At 72.2% G+C, this 20,897-nt stretch carries 10 protein-coding genes; 1 reads left to right on the forward strand and 9 read right to left on the reverse strand.

The window, feature by feature from the left end:
* Positions 1-170: 170 nt before the first annotated feature.
* Positions 171-2,009: a glycoside hydrolase family 15 protein gene (locus tag Q5762_RS01620; RefSeq protein ID WP_315890051.1), complete on the reverse strand. Its 1,839-nt coding sequence runs from the start codon at positions 2,007-2,009 to the stop codon at positions 171-173.
* Positions 2,010-2,236: 227 nt separating this feature from the next.
* On the opposite strand from Q5762_RS01620, the gene Q5762_RS01625 reads away from it, so the two are divergent.
* Entirely contained in the window at positions 2,237-3,421 is a 1,185-nt protein-coding gene (locus Q5762_RS01625) for a serine hydrolase domain-containing protein (protein WP_315890052.1), read from the forward strand.
* A gap of 118 nt (positions 3,422-3,539) precedes the next feature.
* Here Q5762_RS01625 and Q5762_RS01630 read toward each other — a convergent pair whose 3' ends face one another.
* The 8 genes from Q5762_RS01630 to Q5762_RS01665 all read right to left on the reverse strand — a co-directional run bounded on the left by Q5762_RS01630 (position 3,540) and on the right by Q5762_RS01665 (position 20,869).
* On the reverse strand, positions 3,540-3,863 hold the full coding sequence (locus tag Q5762_RS01630) for an SCO0607 family lipoprotein (RefSeq protein ID WP_315890053.1): 324 nt from the start codon (positions 3,861-3,863) through the stop codon (positions 3,540-3,542).
* 82 nt (positions 3,864-3,945) lie between these two features.
* Positions 3,946-5,154 carry a cytochrome P450 gene (locus tag Q5762_RS01635; RefSeq protein WP_315890054.1) on the reverse strand — a complete coding sequence of 403 codons (1,209 nt, stop codon included), beginning with the start codon at positions 5,152-5,154 and terminating at the stop codon, positions 3,946-3,948.
* The gene (locus Q5762_RS01640; protein ID WP_315890245.1) at positions 5,151-6,839 is read right to left on the reverse strand and encodes an NAD(P)/FAD-dependent oxidoreductase; all 1,689 of its coding nucleotides are present in this window, start codon (positions 6,837-6,839) and stop codon (positions 5,151-5,153) included. The genes Q5762_RS01635 and Q5762_RS01640 overlap by 4 nt, the downstream gene beginning before the upstream one ends.
* A gap of 50 nt (positions 6,840-6,889) precedes the next feature.
* Positions 6,890-8,560 carry an NAD(P)/FAD-dependent oxidoreductase gene (locus Q5762_RS01645; RefSeq protein WP_315890055.1) on the reverse strand — a complete coding sequence of 557 codons (1,671 nt, stop codon included), beginning with the start codon at positions 8,558-8,560 and terminating at the stop codon, positions 6,890-6,892.
* Entirely contained in the window at positions 8,550-18,095 is a 9,546-nt protein-coding gene (locus Q5762_RS01650; protein WP_315890056.1) for a non-ribosomal peptide synthetase/type I polyketide synthase, read from the reverse strand. Before Q5762_RS01650 ends, Q5762_RS01645 begins: the two co-directional genes overlap by 11 nt.
* A gap of 268 nt (positions 18,096-18,363) precedes the next feature.
* Positions 18,364-19,224 (reverse strand): sterol desaturase family protein, encoded by an 861-nt coding sequence (locus tag Q5762_RS01655; RefSeq protein ID WP_315890057.1) that lies wholly within the window; start codon positions 19,222-19,224, stop codon positions 18,364-18,366.
* 337 nt (positions 19,225-19,561) lie between these two features.
* Positions 19,562-20,089, reverse strand: coding sequence for a cysteine/serine endopeptidase inhibitor (locus tag Q5762_RS01660; RefSeq protein ID WP_315890058.1), 528 nt, complete (start codon positions 20,087-20,089; stop codon positions 19,562-19,564).
* A 189-nt stretch (positions 20,090-20,278) separates the two neighbouring features.
* Entirely contained in the window at positions 20,279-20,869 is a 591-nt protein-coding gene (locus Q5762_RS01665) for a TetR/AcrR family transcriptional regulator (RefSeq protein ID WP_315890059.1), read from the reverse strand.
* Positions 20,870-20,897 lie beyond the last annotated feature (28 nt).

The following is a 20,897-nucleotide window of genomic DNA, read 5'->3' on the forward strand; positions in this document are numbered from 1 at the left end:
CCGGGCACTATCCGGGGTGCCGGGCGGAGCCCGGGTCTGCCCAGGTTGTTCCGTTCCGACGCCAAACAGCCCGCCAGTCTAGTCCGTCACGGTGGAATTTCTGGTGGACGCCTTGCGCATGGCCGGGAAGGGGCGGTATTGGGGGCCCGCCGTCGTAGGCGTCGAGGCGGTCATCGCGGCGGGTTCCAGGCGTCGTGGGCCCTGTCCAGTTCCTCGTCCAGGGCCATGGCCGCCGTGATCAGGGCGAGGTGGGTGAACGCCTGCGGGAAGTTCCCGAGCTGCTCGCCGGTCGGGCCGATCTCCTCGGCGAAGAGGCCTACGTGGTTGGCGTACGTGAGCATCTTGTCCATCGCGTAACGCGCCTGGTCGAGGCGGCCCGCCCGGGCCAGCGCTTCGACGTACAGGAAGCTGCAGAGCGAGAAGGTGCCCTCGGAGCCGCGCAGGCCGTCGGGGGACGCCTCGGGGTTGTAGCGGTAGACGAGGCTGTCCGTGACGAGTTCGCGGTCCATCGCGTCCAGGGTGGACAGCCACGAGGGCGCCTTCGGCGAGATGAAGCCGACCAGGGGCATGAGCAGCAGGGACGCGTCGAGCACCTCGCTGTCGTAGTGCTGGACGAACGCCCCGCGCTCGGCGTTCCAGCCGCGCTCCATCACCTGCGTGAGGATCGCGTCACGCTGCGCGATCCAGCGCGGCAGGTCGGCGGGGCGGGCGTACTGGGTGGCGAGGCGGATGCCGCGGTCGAGGGCCACCCAGCACATCAGCCGGCTGTACGTGAAGTCCTTCCGGCCGCCCCGGGTCTCCCAGATGCCCTCGTCGGGGCGGTCCCAGCTGTCGGCGAGCCAGTCGAGGAGCTTGGCGAACCCCTTCCAGGCCTGGTAGCCGGCGAGGTCGGCGAGGTCCGGGGAGTGGGTCATCGCGTAGGCGAACTCGCCGTAGATGTCGAGCTGGAGCTGGCCCGCGGCCCCGTTCCCGGCCCGTACGGGAGCGGAGTCGCGGTAGCCGGACAGGTGCTCCAGGATCTCCTCGGACAGTTCGGGGTCGCCGTCGATCCGGTACATGATCTGCATGGGCTCGCTGCCGGGCGGGCGGGGCGCGCGGCCGCGCTCGCCGAGCCAGCGGCGGAACGCGTCGGCCTCCTCGACGTAGCCGAGGTCGAGCAGGACGCGGACGGAGAAGGACGCGTCGCGGATCCAGGTGTAGCGGTAGTCCCAGTTCCGCTCGCCGCCGACCTGTTCCGGGAGGCCCATGGTGGCGGCGGCGATCGGGGCGCCGGTCGGGGCGTAGATGAGCAGTTTGAGGGTGATGGCGGACCGGTTGACCATGTTCTGCCAGCGGCCCCGGTAGCGGCAGCGGCGGATCCACAGGTGCCAGAAGGCGTGGGTCCCGCGCAGTTCCTCCTCCAGCGTCGGCGCGGTGACGGGCGCGGGGGCGGGGGCTCCCGGGGAGGAGGTCTCCAGGACGATCCCGGCCCGCTCGCCCTGCCGGAGGGTGACGGTGGCGCGGACGTCCTGGCCGTCCGCGTCCAGCGGGACGGAGCTGCGCAGGTGCACGTCGAGGCCGGGGCCGTGGAAGGTGGCGGCGTCACCGTCGAGGGTGAGGGTGTGCCGGGCGCGGCCGTAGTCGAAGCGCGGCCGGCACTGCACGTCGAAGGTGAGCGTGCCGCGTACGACGCGCAGGGCGCGGACCATGCGGTGCCGGTCGGTGGCCACTCCCGGCCGCTCGTCCACCGGCATGAAGTCGACCACTTCGCCGACGCCCTCCGGGGTGAGGAAGCGGGTGATCAGGACGGCCGTGTCGGGGATGTACAGCTGACGGACGGTCACGTCGTCGCCGGCGGGCGCGATGGTGAAGTGGCCGCCGCGCTCCCGGTCGAGGAGGGCGGCGAAGATGCTGGGTGAGTCGAAGCGGGGCGCGCAGAACCAGTCGACGGCGCCGCCGGCGGAGATCAGCGCGGCGCTCTGGAGGTCGCCGATCAGTCCGTGGTCCGCGATCGGTGGGTAGCCGGGCACGAAGGACCTCGCTTCCGCCGCGCGCGGCTCGTGGGTCCGGTACGGCTCGTCGACTCGGCTCCACGGAACGCGCCGCCGTCCGTCTCGGCAACCCGGGGGGCCCGACCGGGCGAACGTGGCGCGGCGGGGCCGCGTGGCCGCGCGGGGTCGGTACACACCCTTCCCGCCGGTCCGACCAGTCGGTATGTTGCGGGGACTGCCACGCGCCGAGCGCCCCTGGAGGCCCCATGTCCGAGCCCGACCCGGTCCGTTCGCCGGCCGCCACGATCGAAGGGCAGTGCGACCCGCGTTTCGCCGCCGTACGGGACGCCTTCGAGGCCAACTTCCGTGACCGGGACGAACTCGGCGCCGCGGTGACGGTCCAGGTGCACGGCGAGACGGTGGTCGATCTGTGGGGCGGCTGGGCGGACGCCGCCCGTACCCGCCGCTGGGAACGCGACACCGTGGTCAACGTCTGGTCCACGACCAAGGGCGCGACCGCGCTCTGCGCCCACCTCCTCGCGGACCGCGGGCTGCTCGACCTGGACGCGCCGGTCGCCACGTACTGGCCCGAGTTCGGCGCGGCGGGCAAGGAGACGCTCCCCGTACGGTTCCTCCTCTCGCATCGCGCGGGGCTTTCCGGCCTGCGCGAGCCGCTCTCGCTCGCGGAGTTCTACGACTGGGAGACGACGACCGCCCGGCTGGCCGCGATGGAGCCGTGGTGGGAGCCCGGCACGCGCTCCGGATACCACGCGCTCACGTACGGCTTCCTGGTCGGCGAGGTGATCCGGCGTGTCACGGGACAGCTGCCCGGCGCCTTCCTCCACGAGGAGGTCACCGGGCCGCTGGACCTCGACTTCACCATCGGCCTCCCGGAGAAGGAGGCGCCGCGGGCGGCCGAACTGGTGCACCCTCGGGTCGCCTCCTCCAGTGAACAGGCCGCTCTCTTCGCCCAGTTGGATCCCGCCGCACAGGCCGCCCTGGCCAACCCGCCGGTCGGCGCGACGGAGGCGAACAGCGCGCCGTGGCGTGCGGCGGAGGTGCCGGCGGCCAACGGTCACGGCACGGCTCGCGCGGTCGCGGGGCTGTACGGCGTGTTCGCGCGGCGCGGCCGGTCCGGGGAGCGGGTGGTCCTCTCGGAGCGGGCCGCCGAACGGGCCCGCGAGGGGCAGGGCTCCTGCCGTGACCTGGTGCTGGGCGCGGGCTTCGCCCACGACACGGAGTGCGCCCTCGGCCTCTGGCTCAGCGGCCCGAACGCGTCGTACGGCCCCAACCCGCGCGCCTTCGGCCACGACGGCTTCGGCGGCTCCTGCGGCCTGGCGGACCCGGAGGCGGGGCTCTCGCTCGGCTACGTGATGAACCGCATGGGCCCCCGCATCGCGGACGACCCCCGCAAGATGGCCCTGGTCGAGGCGGCGTACGCGGCGCTGTGACCCGGCGAGCTCACGCCGCCGGTCGAAGCGATGCGCTCACGGCCCCGTCGTCGGGGGAAGCGGGGCCCGGCGACGGCGCTCAACGCGACGTGACGGGCCCCAAGGGCGCTCGGGCGGCCTACGGGGCGTCGATGATCTTGCCGTCCTTGTCGAGCGTGTGGGTGTTCCAGTAGATGTCCCACTTGTCGTCGACCTTCAGCGGGACCTTGCCCTCGGGGTAGCGGGTGTAGCCCTCCGGCGGCTGCTCCTCGTTCAGCACGCACGCGGAACCCGTGGCGCCCACGGTCATCACCGGGTACTCGCCGCTGCTGCAGATGTCCTCCTCGTAGGCGCAGCCGGTCAGCACCCAGGCCGCCGCCACCGCCGTGACGGCGGCGGCGACGGTCGTCCGCCGGCCGCGCCGTGCGGCGGGGCGGGGCGTGGACATCGCGGGCTTGGACATGGTGGTGGCTCCTGTCGTCGGTGTGGGCATCAGATTCGCCCACGCCGACCGCCCTGCCATGAGTACGCGTACTCAACCCGCCTCACCAGGTGACGGGCAACGACCTCAGGCCGCTGAAGAACTCCCGGGATCGCCAGCGCAGTTCGCCCTCCGGGACCGCGAGGCGCAGCCCGGGAAGGCGGGTCGTGACGCGTTCGAGGGTGATCTGGAGTTCCAGCCGGGCCAGGTGCGCGCCCAGGCAGTAGTGGATGCCGTGGCCGAAGCTGATGTGCGCGGCGCCCGGCCGGTCCAGGACCAGCCGGTCGGGGTCGGGGAAGACGGCGGGGTCGTGGTTGGCGGCCGCCTGGGAGACCACGACGGCCTCGCCCTCGCGGACGACCGTGCCGCCCAGTTCCACGTCCTCCAGGGCGTAACGGGGCAGGGTCAGTCCGTTCAACAGCGGTACGTAGCGCAGGAGTTCCTCGACCGTTCGGGGGATGAGTTCGGGCCGGGAGCGGAGTGCGGTGAGGCACTCCTTCCCGTCTCCCCCGGCCTCCCCCGGGATCAGCAGGACGGCGAAGAAGTTGGCGATCTGGTTGGTGGTCGTGACGAAGCCCGCGATGAGGAGCTCGCCGAGCAGGCCGAGCAACTCCTCCTCGGTGAGCGCGCCGTCCTCGTCGTGCGCGCGGACGAGGAGGGTGAGCAGGTCGTCGGCGGGGTTCCGGCGGCGTTCCTCGATCCAGCCGTGCATCCGGCCGAAGAAGTCCTTCCCCTGCTGCTCGACGGTCTCGGCCGGCACGTCCCCGGCGCAGATGACGTCCGCCCACGCCCGTACGGAGGGCACATCGCGGGCGGGGACGCCGACCATGTCGCAGATCATCGTCATCGGCAGCGGGAACGACAGGTCCTCCACCAGGTCGGCCGGGGGCCCGGCGTCCTCGATCCGGTCGAGCAGCCCGTCGGCCACCTCGCGGATGCGGGCGCGCAGTCCCTCCATCCGGCGGGCGGTGAACGCCTTGGCCAGCAGGGCACGTACATGGGTGTGCCGGGGTGGGTCGAGGGCGATGAGGCCACCGCCCGCGCGTGGGGTCGGGTCGATGCGGGGATGGTCGCGCAGCAGGGACTCGGCGAGGGAGAAGCGGGCGTCGGACAGGACGGCGCGCACGTCCTCGTAGTCGGTGGCGAGCCAGGCCTCGTCGCCGTACGGCAGGCGGACCCGGGTCAGCGGCCGGCCGCGCAGCGGCGTGTACCCGGTGGACAGTCCGAGCCCTTCGTCGGTCCAGAAGGGGTACGGGAGGGGGGTCGCGGTCATGGGAGGAGCCTTTCTCGGCTGAGGGGTGCCAGGGGTGCCTGCGGGCCGTCCGGGCCCACCGGGACGAGGACGTGCGTCGGCAGGGGTGCGCTGGTGTCGACGGAGGCCGTGAAGTCGAGGCCGTCGTCCCGGCAGACGAACTGCATGACCTGGCGGCCGGCCGCGGCGGCCCGGATCAGGCCGCCGGTCGTGGCCCACACCCCGGAGAGGTAGAAGTTCCGCAGGCCCGGCAGGACGGGGCCGTTCTTCTTGACCAGCTCCTCCATCGCCTCGCCGCTCTCCACGAACGGCTGCCAGCCGAGGAACGTCCCCTCGTAGCTGCCCGTGTAGCGGATCTGGGTGAGGGGCGTGCTGGTGTCCCGTACGGCGACGGAGTCCTTGAGGCCGGGGTAGCGGGCGTCGAGGAAGTCGACGACGGCGTCCCGCGTACGGCGTTTGGCGAGGGCGTACGCCTTGCCGCGCCGGACCGGAAGGGTGTGCAGCTCGGTTCCCCGGCGGGGGCGGGTGAGCCGCTCGGGGCCTTCGGCGAGCTCCCGCCAGGGCGCGGTGTCGGAGAAGTAGGTGGCGTAGATGACGGTCGTGTCGTCCGGCGACAGCTCGGGGTAGAACCGGTTGCGGAACTGGATGTTGAGGCTCGGATGCCGGATGCCGGTGAGCCGTGCGGCCGTCGCGTCGTCCAGCAGGTGAGTGGTGGTCGGTTCGGCGTCCGGGAAGGAGCGGCGCAGACCGAGGAAGACGCTGACGTAGCCGGGGAAGACCATGCCGGGCTGGTGCAGGGTCTCCCGGTAGAGCGTCGCGTAGTCGTCGTCCAGGTAGCGGCCGTCGAGGAGCTTGAGGAGGGTGGCCGGGCCGTCGCAGGCGGAGACGACGATGTCGGCGTAGTGCTCCTCGCCGTTGGCGAGCCGGACGCCGATCGCACGGTCGTCCTTGACCAGGATCTCCTCGACCAGGGCGTTGTACGTGATCTCGCCGCCGAGCCGCAGATAGCGCTGCTCGATGGAGCGGGCCAGGCCGAGCGAGCCGCCCTCGGGGACGCCGGCCGACCGGTGGGCCTGCGCGGCCATCTGGAAGTAGAACGGCAGGACCGGGAAGCCGGGGTGCTTCTCGTACAGGATGTAGTTGAACGCCTCCCTCAGCAGCGGGTCCTTGAAGCGGGTCGAGTACTCCGTCATCAGCGTGGTCATCGAGGTGCGGAAGAGGTTGAAGTACGGGACGAAGCCGGCCAGCATCCGCCAGCGTTCGCGGCGGGTCATCAGCGGCACGGGCTTGAGGAAGGGGTACGAGGGCAGGCAGGCGATGAACTTGCGCAGGCCCGCGCAGAAGGCCCGGACGGGGTGGGCGTCGGCGGGCGAAAGCTCCAGCAGATGCGCTTCCAGCCGGTCCGGGTCGCAGTAGAAGTAGACGGCCCGGCCGTCCGCGCCCCGGACCGTGTTGAAGACGTCGAAGTGACGCATCTCCTTGCCCTGGAGCGCCCCGAGTTCGAGCCAGATCTGGTGCATCTCGTTGCCGGGGCCGTTGCCGAGGAGCCAGCTGATGCACGCGTCGAAGGTGTAGTTGCCCCGGTCCCAGCCGGTGCAGCAGCCGCCCGGGATCTCGTGCATCTCGAAGATCCGGGTGCGGTAGCCGTTCATCCGGGCGTACGCACCGGTGGAGAGGCCGCCGAGGCCCCCACCGATGATGATCATGGATTCCCGGCGCTGCGAGCGCTGGGGGCGTCGAGTCTTCGTCACGGTGGTCACCTGACCCTGCGGGATTCGAGCTGCGGCAGCCGGCCGAGCCGGCCCGGGTGCCACGGCGTGGTGTCGGTGGACTCCCAGGCCCGGAACTCCAGGCCGAGGTCCTTGCACAGGTACTGGGTGACGAACCGGCCGCTGGCGGCGGCGCGGATCAGGCTGCCGCCACCGAACCACTGGCCCGCCAGCGAGAGCCCGGCCAGGCCCGGCAGCCGCATCCGGTCCTTGTTGATCAGGGCGGTGATGACGTCGTCGGCCTTGGTGAAGGACTTCCAGCCGAGGATGGAGCCGCCGTGCACCCCCGTGTACCGCTCGGTGGTCACCGGGGACGCCACGTCGACGACCTCGATGGCCTGGCCGATCCCCGGGTGGTGCCGCTCCAGGAAGCCCCGGACGAAGTCGGCGACCTCCTGCTTCCGCGCCCAGTAGGCCTTGCGGTCGGTACGCCGCAGCGCCTTCCAGGAGTCGTAGTCGCTGAAGTACGTGCAGTGGACGACGGACTTGCCTGGCGGGGCGAAGCCGTCGGAGTAGCGGGAGCGCATCTGCACGACGAGGCTGTTCTGCAGGACGCCCGGCAGGGCCTTGCTGTCCTCGTCGGAGAGCAGGTAGGTGGTGCTGTGCCGGGCAGTGGGATCCAGCTCGTCCTTCAGACCGACGAAGGCGGAGACGACCCCCGGGTAGAGGACGTCCGGGCTCTCGGCCAGCTGTGAGAACAGCTCCTCGACCCGCGGGCTGGTGTAGCGGCCGCCGAGCAGGCCGTGGATGGTGGTGGGGCCGTCGCAGGCCGCCACCACGTGGTCGGCGAAGTGCCGTTCACCGCCGCGCAGTTCGACGCCGATCGCGCGGTCGTTCTCCACCAGGATCCGTTCCACCCGGGCCCGGTAGTCGATCCGCCCGCCCAGCGCCGTGTAGCGGTCCTCCACGGAGCGGGCCAGTCCCAGCGAACCACCTTGCGGGAAACCGGCGTTGAGGTGGTAGGCGCTGGCCATGTTGAACAGGTACGGCAGCAGCGGGAAGACCTCGTGGTCCTGGAAGAAGATGAACGGGAACGCCCGGCGCAGCAGCGGGTCCTGGAACCGCTCGCAGAAGGTCTCCATCCGGGTCACCGCCGTCCGCCACAGCAGCACGAACGCGGGCAGCACCTCCCGGAGCGTCGCGAGGCGCTCGCGCGGGGACTGGAGCGGCGACGGGGTCATGAACGGGTAGAGGTTGATCCGGGTGAAGCGCCGCAGGTCCCGGCAGAACGCCCGGATGGGGCGAGCGTCGGCGGGCGACAGCTCCAGGAGGTGCGCTTCGAGCCGGTCGGGGTCGTTGTAGAAGGTGACCGAGCGGCCGGTCTCGTCGGTGACGGTGTTGAACATCTCGAAGTTCGCGATGGACTTGCCGTCGAGCGCGCCCAACTCCCGCCAGAGCCGGGCCGCGTCGTTGCCGCGGCCCGTGCCGGTGAGCCACTCGATGCAGTAGTCGAAGACGTAGTCCTGGCGCGACCAGGCGGTGCAGCAGCCGCCGGGCAGCACATGCCGCTCGAAGATCCGCGTCTCGGCGCCGCTCATCTGCGCATACACACCGGTGGAGAGCCCGCCGATGCCACCGCCGATGACGATCACCCGGGGCGCCTCGCCCGGCGCCCGGGACTCCCGCCGCTCCCATACGGGCCGCTTCTCACGCGACATCGGACTCCCCCTCGGTGGAGGCCCCGGGGCACGTCGCCGTCAGGAACGTGACGCCTTCCCGCGCGGCGGCGGCGATGTCGTCGTCGAGGGCGGCCCGGGCGAGCGCCGCGTTGCGCGCCGCCGGCTTCTCGTCGAGCATCTCCGCGTGCGGCCCCGAACCGCGCACCAGTCGGTTGCCGGTGGTGGAGGCGGCGGCCCAACTGCCACGCAGGCCCACCGCGTACAGCTCCGCCTTCGCCTCGTCGGCGATCACCGTCACGGCCGCGGTCACCGTCCCCAGGTTCGGGGTCCGGCCGCAGAACTCCAGGTAGTCCCTGGCCTGCCGGAGGGTCTGCGCGGTGACGGTCTCGGAACCGGTGTGGCGGCGCATGTGGTCGCGGAGCTCGTGCTCGAAGGCCTCGACGTGCTCCGCCCCGATGCCGTACGCCTCCTCGATCCGGTACGAGTCCAGGATCACGACGTGCGGCACCTCGCGGCCCCGCCGCTCCAGCTCCTTGGCGACCTCGAAGGCGAGGTTGCCGCCGAGGGAGTAGCCGAGCAGCGGGCAGGGGCCGGTGGGCCGGAGCTCCTCGACCAGGTCCGCGTAGCGGCCGGTCTTGTCGCCGTCGACATGGTTGAAGGCGATCAGCTCGTACGAGGGCAGGTGCGCGGCGAAGTGGCGGTAGACCAGGCCGTGGCCACCGGCCGGCGGGAAGCAGAACAGAGCCGGTCCCGCGCCCGGGTTGAACGTGAGGTGCGGGAGGGTGCCGTCCACGCGGCCGGTGACGATGTCCTCGACCGTGCGGGCCATGCCGTGCAGCGTGGTGACCTTGAAGAGCAGGCCGACCGGGATGGCGATGCCGAACTCCTTCTGGAGGTGGTGGATGAGTTCGATGAGGGTGATGGAGCTGCCGCCGGAGGCGAAGAAGTCGCTGCGCAGGCCGATCCGTTCGAGCCCGAGCACCGCCTTCCAGTGGGCGGCGACCCGCTCCTCGTAGAGCGTCACGGGCGGTTCGTGGTCCTCCTCGCCGGCGTCGGCCGTGGGCGCGGGGAGCGCGGCCGGGTCGACCTTGCCGTTCGGGGTCAGGGGCAGCGCGTCCAGGACCGTCAGATGGGCCGGGATGAGGTACGTGGGGAGTTGGGCGGCGAGATGACGGCGCAGGGCGAGCGGGTCCGGCGCGTTCTGGTGGTCTTCGGGCGTCCCGACGACGTACGCGCAGAGCGCCGCCTCGCCCGTCACTCCCGTACGGACGGTCACGAACGCCTCGGCGATGCCGGGGAGTTCGAGCAGCAGGGACTCGATCTCGCCGGGTTCGATGCGGTGGCCGCGCAGCTTGATCTGGGCGTCGGCGCGGCCGAGCAGGTGGATCCGGCCCCGGTCGTCCCGGCGGGCCAGGTCACCGGTGCGGTAGAGCCGCTCGGGGGCGGCGTCCGGATCGCGGTCGAGGGTGAGGGGGACGAAGCGCCGGGCGGTCTGCTCGGGGTCGCCCGCGTAGTCGAGGGCGAGGCCGGGCCCGCCGACCCACAGTTCGCCGACGACGCCGGGCGGTACCGGCTCCTGGCGGGCGTCCAGGACGTGCAGGACGCAGTTGGGCAGGGGCGCACCGATGGGGACGGTGCCGTTCGGGTCGAGCCCGTCGGTGGGGCCGTCGAAGCAGGCGCTGTCGACGGTCGCCTCGGTCAGACCGTACGAGTTGATGACGCGGGTCTCCTCGCCGCAGAGCCGCCGAAGCCGTTCGTACTCCGTGACCTTCCAGGTGTCGGAGCCGACGATCAGCAGGCGCATGAAGTCGAGCCGGTGGCCGCCTTCCTCGCAGTGGGCCGTCAGGGCGCGGGCCGTGGCCGGCACGAACTCGGCGCAGTCGACCCCCTCGGCGGTCATCGCCTCGTACAGCCGGGCCGTGTTGAGCAGCAGCTCGCGGTCGGCGAGGACGAGCCGGCCTCCCGAGCAGAGGGCGCGGACGAGGTCGCCGGTGAAGACGTCGAAGGAGACGGCGGCGAGCTGGAGATGGACCCCGGGCGCGGCGGCGAGACCGTACTCCTCGCGCCAGGCTCCGTAGAGGGCGGCCAGGGCGCGGTGCGAGACGCGGACGGCCTTGGGGCGGCCGGTCGAGCCCGAGGTGTGGATGACGTACGCGGGGGTGTCGGGGTCATCGGGTGTGTTGGGGCCGTCGGGCGTGTCGGCCGGTGTTCCCTCGGCGCTCCCGGCGAGCACGTCCGTGAGGAATTCCGTTCCGAGCATGGCGAGCCGCTCCGGGCCGTCGGGCTCGGTGATGACCAGGCTCGCGCCCGCGTGGCCCGTCATGGCCGCCAGCCGGTCGACCGGGTGGCCTGGGTCGAGCGGCAGGTAGGCGGCGCCCGCGCGCCATACCGCGAGCAGCGCGACGATCAGCTCGGGCGACTTCGGCAGGCAGACGGCGACCACGTCACCGGGGCCGACCCCACGCCCCCGGAGCCGCCGGGCGAGCGCTCCGGAGGCCCGGTCCAGCTCGCCGTACGTCAGGTGGCGGGACGCGCCCACGGTCCCGGCGGCGGGCACGGTGACCGCGACCGCGTCGGGTGTGCGGGCGGCCGCCTCCGCGAAGAGCAGGTGTACGGGACGGTCCTGGGCGATCTCCGGCCCGCGGGCGCCCCGGCCGTGCAGGATTTCGTGGCGCTCGTGCGCGCCGAGCATGTCGAGCGCGGCGACCGGCCGGTCGCCGGGGGCGCGGGTCAGGGCGTCGAGGAGCGTGCGGTAGTGGTCGGCCATGCGGCGGACGGTCTGAGGCCGGAACAGGTCGGTGTTGTACTTCAGGACGCAGTGGAAGCGGCGCTCGGCCTCGTCCTCGTAGGCGGAGAGTGTCACGTCGAACTGCCCTTCCTCCTCGGGGAGTTCGATGTAGTCGAGGTGGTATCCGTACTGCTGCGACGACACCTTGTGGGCGAGCAGGATGAACATCGCCTGGAAGACCGCCGAGCGACTCGGGTCGTGCTGGAGGCCCAGCTTCTCGACGAGGAGCACGAACGGGTACTCCTGGTGGTCGAGGCCGCCGAGAACGGTCCGGCGGACCTGGGCGAGCAGTTCGCCGACGGTCGGTTCGCCGGCCAGGTTCACGTGCAGCGGCAGCGGGTTGACGAAGTACCCGTAGACGGAGGCGAGTTCCTCGTCGGTGCGGCCGGTCACCGGGCTGCCGACGACGAGGTCGTCCTGCCCGGAGTGCCGGTGCAGCAGCAGGTAGTAGGCGCACAGCAGCACCATGAAGGCGGTGACACCGTGCTCCCGGGCCAGGGCGTGCACCCGGGCGCTGAGCTCCTCGTCGAGGACGAAGAACTCCGACGCGCCGTTGTGCGTCTGCACCGGCGGCCGGGGCCCGTCGGTGGGCAGCGCGAGCGGCGGGATCTCGGCGGGTAGCGCCCCGCGCCAGTACTCCAGCATGCGGTCGGCGTCCGGGGAGGCCAGGAAGCGGTTCTGCCGGTTGAGGAAGTCGAGGTACCGGGCCGGGACGGGCTCCAGCTCGACCGGCCGGCCCGCGCGCATGCCCTCGTAGAGCGCGAGCAGTTCCTCGATGAAGGTGAAGGTGGAGATGGCGTCCGAGACGATGTGGTGGACCGCCTTCATGATCACCCAGCGGTCGGGGCCGCGCCGGAACAGCCGGAACCGCATCAGCGGGTCGCGGGCGAGGTCGTACGGCCTTCGGTACTCGGCGACGATCAGCTCGCGGATCTCGTCCCAGGGCAGGCCCTCGACGTCGAAGACCTCGAAGTCCGGCTCCATGGTGTCGGAGACGGTCTGCACCGGCCGGCCGTCCTCCAGGACGAAGTTGGCCCGCAGGACGGGGTGGCGGGCGACGAGCGTGCGGACGGCCGTGGCCATCAGCTCGGGCTCGATGACGGTACGGACCTCGACGGCGCCACCGATGTTGTACGCGAAGCCGTCGGGGTTGAGCTGCTTGAGGAACCAGAGCGCCTTCTGGTTCTGGGTGAGGGGGTGGCGGCTCGCGTCCTCGTGCAGCTCGATCGTCACCGCGTCGCTGCCCTCGGGCCCAGCTCCCTGGGCCGCGAGCGTCTCGGTGGCGGTGTGCAGCTGGGCGATCAACTCCCGTACGGGAGCACCGCTGAGCAGCGCCACGACAGGCAGCGCGACACCGGTCTCGGCCTGGATCCGGGCCCGCAGCTCCATGGCGAGGAGCGAGTCGAGACCGAGTTCGCCGAGGCCGGCGTCGGGGTCGATCCGGTCGACGCCCACGCGGAGGACGGTCGCGGCGGGGGCGAGGAAGTGGTCGGCGACGAGCCGACCGCGCTCCTCGCCGTCTGCGGCGACGAAGCGGGCGAGATAGTCGCCGTGTTCCTCGCCTCCGCCTACGCTCGATGAGGACGCGGCCTCGGCGGCGAGGCCCGTGACCAGCGGGGGCGGGGCCGGGTACCAGGCCAGGAAGGTCTTCCAGTCGCTGATCGTGGCGATCAGCAGCTGGGCCCGGTCCTGGCCGAAGACCCGCTCCAGGACGGCCGTTCCGGCGGCCGGGGAGAGCGAGCTCATGCCCCGGACGGTGCGGTAGTGCTCGACCAGGCTCAGCTCCTCGATCATGCCGGTGGCCCACGGGCCCCAGTTCAGGCTGAGGGCGGGCAGGCCCTGGGCCCTGCGATGGTGGGCGAGGGCGTCGAGGAAGGCGTTGCCGGCGGCGTAGTTGGTCTGCCCGGTGGTGGTGAGCAGCGCGGCGACGGAGGAGAAGAGGACGAAGTGGTCGAGCGGCTCGTCGCGCAGATGGTGGTGCAGGAGCCAGGCGCCGGCGGCCTTCGGGGCGAGGACGGCGTCGAAGGAGGCGCGGTCCATGTCCTGGACCGGGATGTCCCGTACGTGCCCGGCGAGATGGAACACCCCGCGTACGGGAGGGGCGTCCCGGTCCCGGTAGTCGGCCAGCCACGCGGTGAGCGCGGGCTCGTCGGCGATGTCGAGGGCCGCGTGCACGGGGTGGGCGCCGAGGGCCTCCAGCTCCTTGACGAACCGGGCCCCCGAGCCGGCCGGGGCCTCCGGGTCGAGGGCCCGCCAGGTGGCACGGTCGGGCAGTTCGGTACGGCCCACCAGGATGAGGTGGCGGGCGCCCTGGCGGACGAGGTAGCGGCACAGCAGCCGGCCGAGCGCGCCGAACGCCCCGGTCACCAGGTAGGCGCCGTCGGGGCGGAGCCGGGGCCCCAGGGGGCGGGTGAGGCCCTCGGGGCGGGCGAGGCCACTGACGAGCCGCCGGCCTCCCCGCAGGGCGACCTCGTCCTGCGGGTGGGCGGGGGCCACAGGCGCGAGGACCTCGCGGAGGAGGGCGTGGGCGTCGGCCTCGGGGGCTGTTCCTGACGTGCCCCCCTCCAGGTCGATCAACGTGCCGGTGTGCGCCGTCAGTTCCTGGTGCCGTAGTACGCGGCCGATGCCCCAGACGGGGGCACCGAGGGGCTCCACCGCGTCGCCGGGCACCGCCGCCTGCGCGCCCCGGGTGACCAGGTGCAGGGCGGCGGGCGCGGCGAGCTGCCCGGGGTCCTCCCGTAGGGCCTGCGCGAGCGCGACGACCGAGTAGGCGCCGAGAGCGCTGTGCTGGTCGAGGTGCGCGCGGGCGGTGGCGTCCAGCGCGGGGAGGTCCAGGTTCCACAGGTGGACGACCGTGCCGACGGGGCGCCCGTCGCGGGCGGCCAGCTCGGCGAGGAGCCGCCGCAGGTCGTCGGCGCTGCCGGGCGTGACCGCCGAGCAGGTCCCGGCCGAGTCGAAGGCGTACGCCTCGCCCGGCCGGACGAGGTGGCAGGTCCCGCCGTGCGCGGTGACGAGCTCCGCGAGCGCGTCCGCCACTCCCCCGGGCCGGTCGGCGAACAGCAGCACGCTGCCGGGGTCCTGGGTCTCTGGCTCGGCCTCCAACGGCGCCTCGGTCCACGTCAGTTCGGCGAGCCAGCCGTCGATGGTGGCGAGTCCGACCGTCGCCGACGCCTGCTCGACGTCCGCGGCGCGGAAGCCGTGGACGTGGCCGACGGGCTCGCCCTCCTCGGTGCAGAGGGCGATGTCTCCGACGAGTTCGTCGTCCTCGCGCCGGGTGATGGTGGCGTGGGCCCACAGAGGCCGGTCGCCGATAGGCGTCGTCCGTACCTCCTCGACGGAGAGCGGCAGCAGGATGCCCGTACCGGAATTCCGCTGGTCCGTGAGCCCGAGCCCGGCGACCAGCAGGGTCTGGAAACAGGCGTCGAGGAGGACCGGGTGCAGCTGGTGTCCGGCCGCGCCGTCGCCGACGCACGCGGGCGGCCGGATCAGCGCCAGCGCCTCGCCCCGCCCGTGCTCGCCACGTCCCCGCCAGACTTCGGCGATGCCCTGGAACGCGGGTCCGTAGTGGTAGCCGCGCGCGCCCAGCGTCTCGTAGGCCGTGGTGGCGTCGAGGAGCTGCTCGCCGCGCTTGCGGATCGCCGCCAGGTCCAGGGCCGTGCGGCCGGTCGCGGTTGTTCCGGTGCGGACGACTCCACAGGCGTGGACCGTGGCGGTGTCGCCGCCGCCGGTCGCCACCGTGAAGGCGGCGGACCGGGCGGAGAGCGACAACTGGACGGCCCGGGGAGCGTCGTCGGGCAGGAAGAGGGCCTTGCGCAGCTCGATGTCGCCGAGCACGACATCGTCGGCTCCGGTCACCGCCCGTACCGCCTGGGTCGCCATCTCGATGTATCCGGCGGCGGGGAACAGGGTCCGCCCCTGGATGCGGTGGTCGGCGAGGTAGGGCTGCGTCTCGACGTCGAGCGCCGCTTCCCAGGCGGGCTCGGCGGTGGCCAGGCGCCGGCCGAGGAGGGGGTGGTCCATCTGCCCGAGGCGTACCTGCGCGACGGGCTCGGGTTCGGCCCAGTAACGGTCGCGCCGCCAGGGGTAGCGCGGCACGGGCACGGAGCGGCCCCGCGGATGGAGGGCGTTCCAGTCGACGGGGCAGCCGAGGGTGTGGAGGGCGGCGAACGAGGTGGTGAAGCGGAGGGTCTCGTCCTCGGCGCGGCGGATCGACGGCAGCGTGGTGACGGTGGCCTCGGCCGGGTGAGCCGGGTGGTCCACGTGGTCCGCATGGTCGAAGCACTCCCTGATGGAGTGGCCGAGGACGGGATGGGGTCCGATCTCCAGGAACGTGCGGTAGCCGTCCGCGGCGAGCGCGTCGACCGCCGAGCGGAAGCGGACGGTGTCGCGCACGTTGTGCCACCAGTACTCCGCGTCGAGTTCGGGGCCTTCGGCCCGGCCTTCCCGTCCCGTCAGGTAGAGCGGCAGGCGGGCGGGGCGCGGCTCGATGTCGGCGAGTTCGGCGAGGAGTTCGTCCTTGACTGCCTCCATCGCGGCGGAGTGGTACGGCACTTGTACGTCGAGGAGCTTGGCGAACACACCGTCGGCGCGCAGGGAGGTGGCGTACGCGGTGAGCGCGTCCTCCTCACCGGCGAGGGTCAGCGCGCCCGGGCTGTTCACGGCGGCGACGGACAGCCGGTCGCCGAAGGGCGCGGCGCGGCGCAGCGCCTCCGCCTCGGGCAGGCCCACGGCGAGCATGGTGCCGGCGCCGGCCAGCCGGTTCTGGAGCCGGCTGCGGTGCAGCACGATCCGTACGGCGTCGGGCAGGCTGTACACCCCGGCCTCGTAGAACGCCGCGACCTCGCCCGTGCTGTGGCCGACGACGGCGGCGGGGTGGACCCCGTGCGCGCGCCAGAGCGCGGCCAGGCCGACCTGGACGGCGAAGTTGGCGGGCTGGGCCAGCCAGGTCTCCGCCATGCGGGAGGCGTCCTCGGTCGCGTTCAGCTCGGCGACGAGGGACCAGCCGGCCTGGGCGGCGATCTCCCGGTCGACGGCCTCGACGGCCTCCCGGTATACGGGTCGGGTCGCGAACAACTGCCGCCCCATCGCCCACCATTGGGGGCCCATGCCGGTGAACACCCAGACGGGTTCGACCGGCCGGCCCTCGCGCCGCTTGCCATGCAGGACGCGGGGGTGCTCCTCGCCCCTGCCGTACGCCGCCAGCGCCTCGTCGAGCTCCTCGGGCGAGCCGTAGACCACGGACAGCCGGACGTCGTGGTGCTGGCGGCGCCGGGCGAGGGAGTACGCCAGGTCGGGCAGGGACGCGTCCGCTTCGGGGGTGGCCAGTTCGGTGCGGACGGCCTCGGCGAGTACGGGCAGGACGCCGGCGTCACGGGTGCTGAGCGGCAGCACGGAGGGCAGCGGGTTCTCGGTGTCAGCGGGCTCCGGCACCTCGGCGGGGGCGGGCGGGGCTTCGAGCAGGACGTGGGCGTTGGTACCGCCGAAGCCGAAGGAGTTGACCCCGGCGCGGGCGGCTCCGTCGTGCGCGGGCCAGGGGGTGAGCCGGTCGGGGATCTCGTACGGTGCGGCCGCCAGGTCGATCGCCGGGTTGATCCGCTCCAGGTTGATGTGCGGCGGGATGAGCCGGTGCTTGAGGCTGAGCGCGGTCTTGATGAGCCCCGCGATGCCGGCGGCGGATTCGGTGTGCCCGATGTTCGTCTTGACCGATCCGACGTAGCAGGCGTCGCCCGCCTTACGGCCGATGGCGAGGACCCGGGCGAGCGCGCCCGCCTCGACCGGGTCGCCGACGGGCGTGGACGTGCCGTGCGCCTCGACGTACTGGAGGTCTCCGGGCGTGATGCCGGCCCGTGCGCAGACCTGCTCGATCAGCTCGACCTGGGCGTCGGCGCTGGGGACGGTGATGCCGTTGGTCCGGCCGTCCTGGTTGACGCCGGTCTCGGTGACGACGGCGTGGATCCGGTCCCCGTCCCGTACCGCGTCCGAGAGCCGCTTGAGGACCACGATCCCGACACCCTCGGCGCGGACGTAGCCGTTCGCGTCCGCGTCGAAGGTGCGCGAGCGGCCCTCCGGGGAGAGGAAGCCGCCCTTGGTCTCGGCGATCGTGTACTGCGGCGTCAGGTGCAGCAGGGTGCCGCCGGCCAGGGCGAGCGAACTCTCGCCCCGCCGCAGGCTCTCGCAGGCGAGGTGCACGGCGACGAGCGAGGAGCTGCACGCGGAGTCGACGGAGAGGCTGGGGCCCCGGAAGTCGAAGCAGTGCGAGAGCCGGTTCGACACCATCGTCATCATCGTGCCGGTCGCGGTGTGCGCACCCAGGGTGTCGAACCGCAGGTCGGCGAATTGCAGGATCTTGTAGTCGAGCGTGAACGCGCCGACGAAGACACCGACGTCGCGTCCGGCGAGCTCGGCCGGCTTCTGTCCGCCGTCCTCCAGCGCCTCCCAGCTCACTTCGAGCAGCTTGCGCTGCTGCGGGTCCATGGAGTGCGCTTCACGGGGGCTGATCCCGAAGAACTCCGGGTCGAACTCGTCGACCCCGTCGATGTATCCGCCGCGCCCGCCGACGAGCCGACCGGGTTTGGACTTGTCCCGGCTGCCGAGCGAGGCGACGTCGTAGCGGTCGAGCGGGGTGGGCGTGATGCAGTCCTTCCCGTCGACCAGGTTGCGCCAGAATTCGCGGTGATCGTTCGCGCCGCCGGGGAAGCGGCAGCCGATCCCGATGATCGCGATCTTCTCGGCGCGCCTGGGGAGCGCGGCCGAGGTCACATGGGCATGGCGAGGCGATTCAGGCATGAGCGGTCCCTTGATTCGCGTGATGAGAGAAAAGAAGAGACGAAAGGAAAGGAGACGAAGCGAGCGAGAAGCGGCCGAAGGCAGAACGGCCCGGGGAGAGAGCCTCGTTGGGGACACGGGGGCCCGCGGAACGGGTCCGGGGAGGGCAGGCCCAGGGACGGACCCCCGGGACAGGCCCCCGAGACAGACTCCGGATAGGACCCCGGAGTCGGACCCGGGACGGACCCCGGTAGGACCCCGGGTACGGGAGACCCGCGGACGTGACCCGTCAGACGGTGGAGCGGGAGCGCCGCCACGGGTGGACGAGCGTGGCCAGGACGGCGCCGGTGTCGGGGAAGGCGCCGGGATCGGTCAGTCCGACGGACTCCGGTTCACGGCCGGGACGCCAGGTGAACGTGCCGAACACCCGGTCCCAGACGGACAGGTCGGAGGCGTAGTGCCCGGCTTCGGAGAGGTCGGTGCTGTGGTGCAGCCGGTGCTGCTCGGGCCCGGAGAGGACGTGGTTCAGCCGCCCGAGCCGTACGCGGATGTTGGCGTGCACGAAGTACCCCTGGGCGACGACGAACAGACCGACCGCGAACACCGTCCGCTCGGAGAACCCGACCGTTGCCAGGGCCAGTTGGACGAAGCCCTGGGAGATGACGACGTCGAGCACGTGGTTGACCCCGTTGTTGCCGGCGTTGACCTTGGTGGGGACGTGGTGCACGCCGTGCAGCCGCCACAGCCACGCGTAGGTGTGGCCCGCGCGGTGCACCGCGTAGCTCGCGAGCGAGCCGAGGAGCAGGGCGACGGGTATCTCGGCCCACAGCGGAAGCCACCCGCCCCGGGGCGCGACCTTGCCCACGCCGAACATCACCAGGTGCTGCCCCAGGGTGCCGCCGAGCGCGGTGAGGACGTAGTAGACGGCGTACCACCCCCACTCCCGGCGCCCGGGCTGCCAGGAGCGGTCGTACGGGATGAGGAACTCGAGCAGCACGAGGTATCCGAGCACCGAGAACTGGAACAGCAGGATGGCCTGCCCCGGCTCCCATCCGCGCCCTTCGGTGAGCAGGAAGACGGCCGCGACCGCGAGCAGCAGGACCGGCTGAGCGGTCACGGCCAGGACATCGCGCGCCGAGAACCGGGGCATAACACTCCACTTCCTTGCTGGGACACCTACACACGCGGGAGTGCTCCCCGACGGAAGAGGGAGGCACCGGGGAGCTTGATGACAGTATGAATTTGCATGACTACGTACCGCAACGGCTGCCGACCGGCGCACGGTGTCGAACGCGCCGGTTCCAGTGATCCGGAAACCCCCCGCGCGCGCCCCAGAAGATCGTCTCAACCAGGCTTAATCTCCTGGGGAGTTGATCGCTCCGGTTGGCGGATCGATTCGCCAACGACATGGCGAGGCCGCCGGCCCGAACGGGCGGACCGGCGGACACAGTTGAGTCAGGCGTTCAGGAGTTCAGGAGTTCAGGAGTTCAGGCGTCAGGCGCAGGGGCCGTCGTCGCGCCAGACCGCCCAGTGCGACCGGCGGGCGCGGGCAGGGGCGGGGCGGGATCCGGGTCGCCGCCGCCGGAGCCGACGAACTTCCAGGTGATGTCCCGCACCAGGCCGGTGCCCAGCGGAGCTAGCTGCTGGAAGGCGGTCTCGCTGAGGTCGATGTGAGTGGATGCGCAGGACGGGCACTTGTCCCTGACCGGCACGGTGATGGTCTTGCCGCCGTAGCTGACCTCGACCGAAATGCCCGCGCACAGCTGGTCGTTGTTCGGATTGGCGGCGGTCCACCAGGCGGCGGAGACGGCCACGAGGTCCTGGGTCGTCGGGTCGATCTGCGTCCCGCAGGCGCCGTAGCCCCTGTCGTTGTAGTGGGTCATCCGGCCGGTCATCGGCTGCCCAATGGGTATCTGGGCGAAGGCCGTTCCGGTCCCGAGGATCAGAGTCGCGATGGTGGCCAATAAGGCCAACAGGGCATGCCCTGACCGTCGGAGCAGTCTCGCGCGTTGCACGCGTCCTCCCCTGACTGGGTTCGTTCGGAAACCTTCCTAACGATAGAGTTGACCGCGCACACTCAACAGACGGCGTCACGCGTGACGTCCGCCACGAAGGCCAGGGCGCATGGGCAGCGGCCGTCGGCGGCTGCCCGATCCGGGCAGGGGCAGCTACGTACGGCCCCGCCTTCGTTCGGATCGTCGTCGTCAGCTCGGGCGGCGCAGGCCCGCGACGAGGAGCGCGGCCAGGCGGCGCGCGTCGTAGCGCGGGTCGTTCTCGGCACCGATACAGAGGTTTCCGATGCCGCGCATGAGTTGATAGGCATCGAGGTCGGGGCGGATCTCGCCCGAGGCGACGGCGGCGTCGAGGAGCTGGGTGCACACCGGCACGAGGCGTTCGAGGAAGTAGGCGTGCAGCGCGTCGAAGCCGGCGCCGTCCCCCTGCATCGCGGCGGCCAGGCCGTGCTTGGTCACCAGGAAGTCGACAAAGAGGTCGACCCACCGCCCCAGCGCGGCGTGCGGAGATGCGGCGCTCTCAAGCAGGGCGGGGCCGGCCTCGGCGCAGGCGTCGACCTGGTGACGGTAGACGGCGATGACGAGGTCCGCCCGGGTGGGGAAGTGCCGGTAGATCGTGCCCATCCCGACGCCCGCCTTGGCCGCGATGTCGCGCACCGGCGCCTCCACGCCCGACGAGACGAACACCGCTGCGGCCGCGTCCAGCAGGATCTGCTGGTTGCGCCGGGCGTCCTTGCGTGGGGACCTGGCCGAACTGCCCGGACCCTGGCCGCTGTCGTGCACCGCGGCACTCCCTTCCCATCGCCGGTCT

This window comes from Streptomyces sp. P9(2023), from assembly GCF_032436795.1.
Classification (GTDB): Bacteria; Actinomycetota; Actinomycetes; order Streptomycetales; family Streptomycetaceae; genus Streptomyces.

Bases quoted from the DNA above. Each gene is read 5' to 3' on its own strand.
- Q5762_RS01645 (WP_315890055.1), bottom strand. From the start codon at position 8,560: ATGTCGCGTGAGAAGCGGCCCGTATGGGAGCGGCGGGAGTCCCGGGCG.
- Q5762_RS01650 (WP_315890056.1), bottom strand. From the start codon at position 18,095: ATGCCTGAATCGCCTCGCCATGCCCATGTGACCTCGGCCGCGCTCCCC.
- Q5762_RS01625 (WP_315890052.1), top strand. From the start codon at position 2,237: ATGTCCGAGCCCGACCCGGTCCGTTCGCCGGCCGCCACGATCGAAGGG.
- Q5762_RS01640 (WP_315890245.1), bottom strand. From the start codon at position 6,839: ATGATCATCATCGGTGGGGGCCTCGGCGGCCTCTCCACCGGTGCGTAC.
- Q5762_RS01655 (WP_315890057.1), bottom strand. From the start codon at position 19,224: ATGCCCCGGTTCTCGGCGCGCGATGTCCTGGCCGTGACCGCTCAGCCG.
- Q5762_RS01635 (WP_315890054.1), bottom strand. From the start codon at position 5,154: ATGACCGCGACCCCCCTCCCGTACCCCTTCTGGACCGACGAAGGGCTC.
- Q5762_RS01630 (WP_315890053.1), bottom strand. From the start codon at position 3,863: ATGTCCAAGCCCGCGATGTCCACGCCCCGCCCCGCCGCACGGCGCGGC.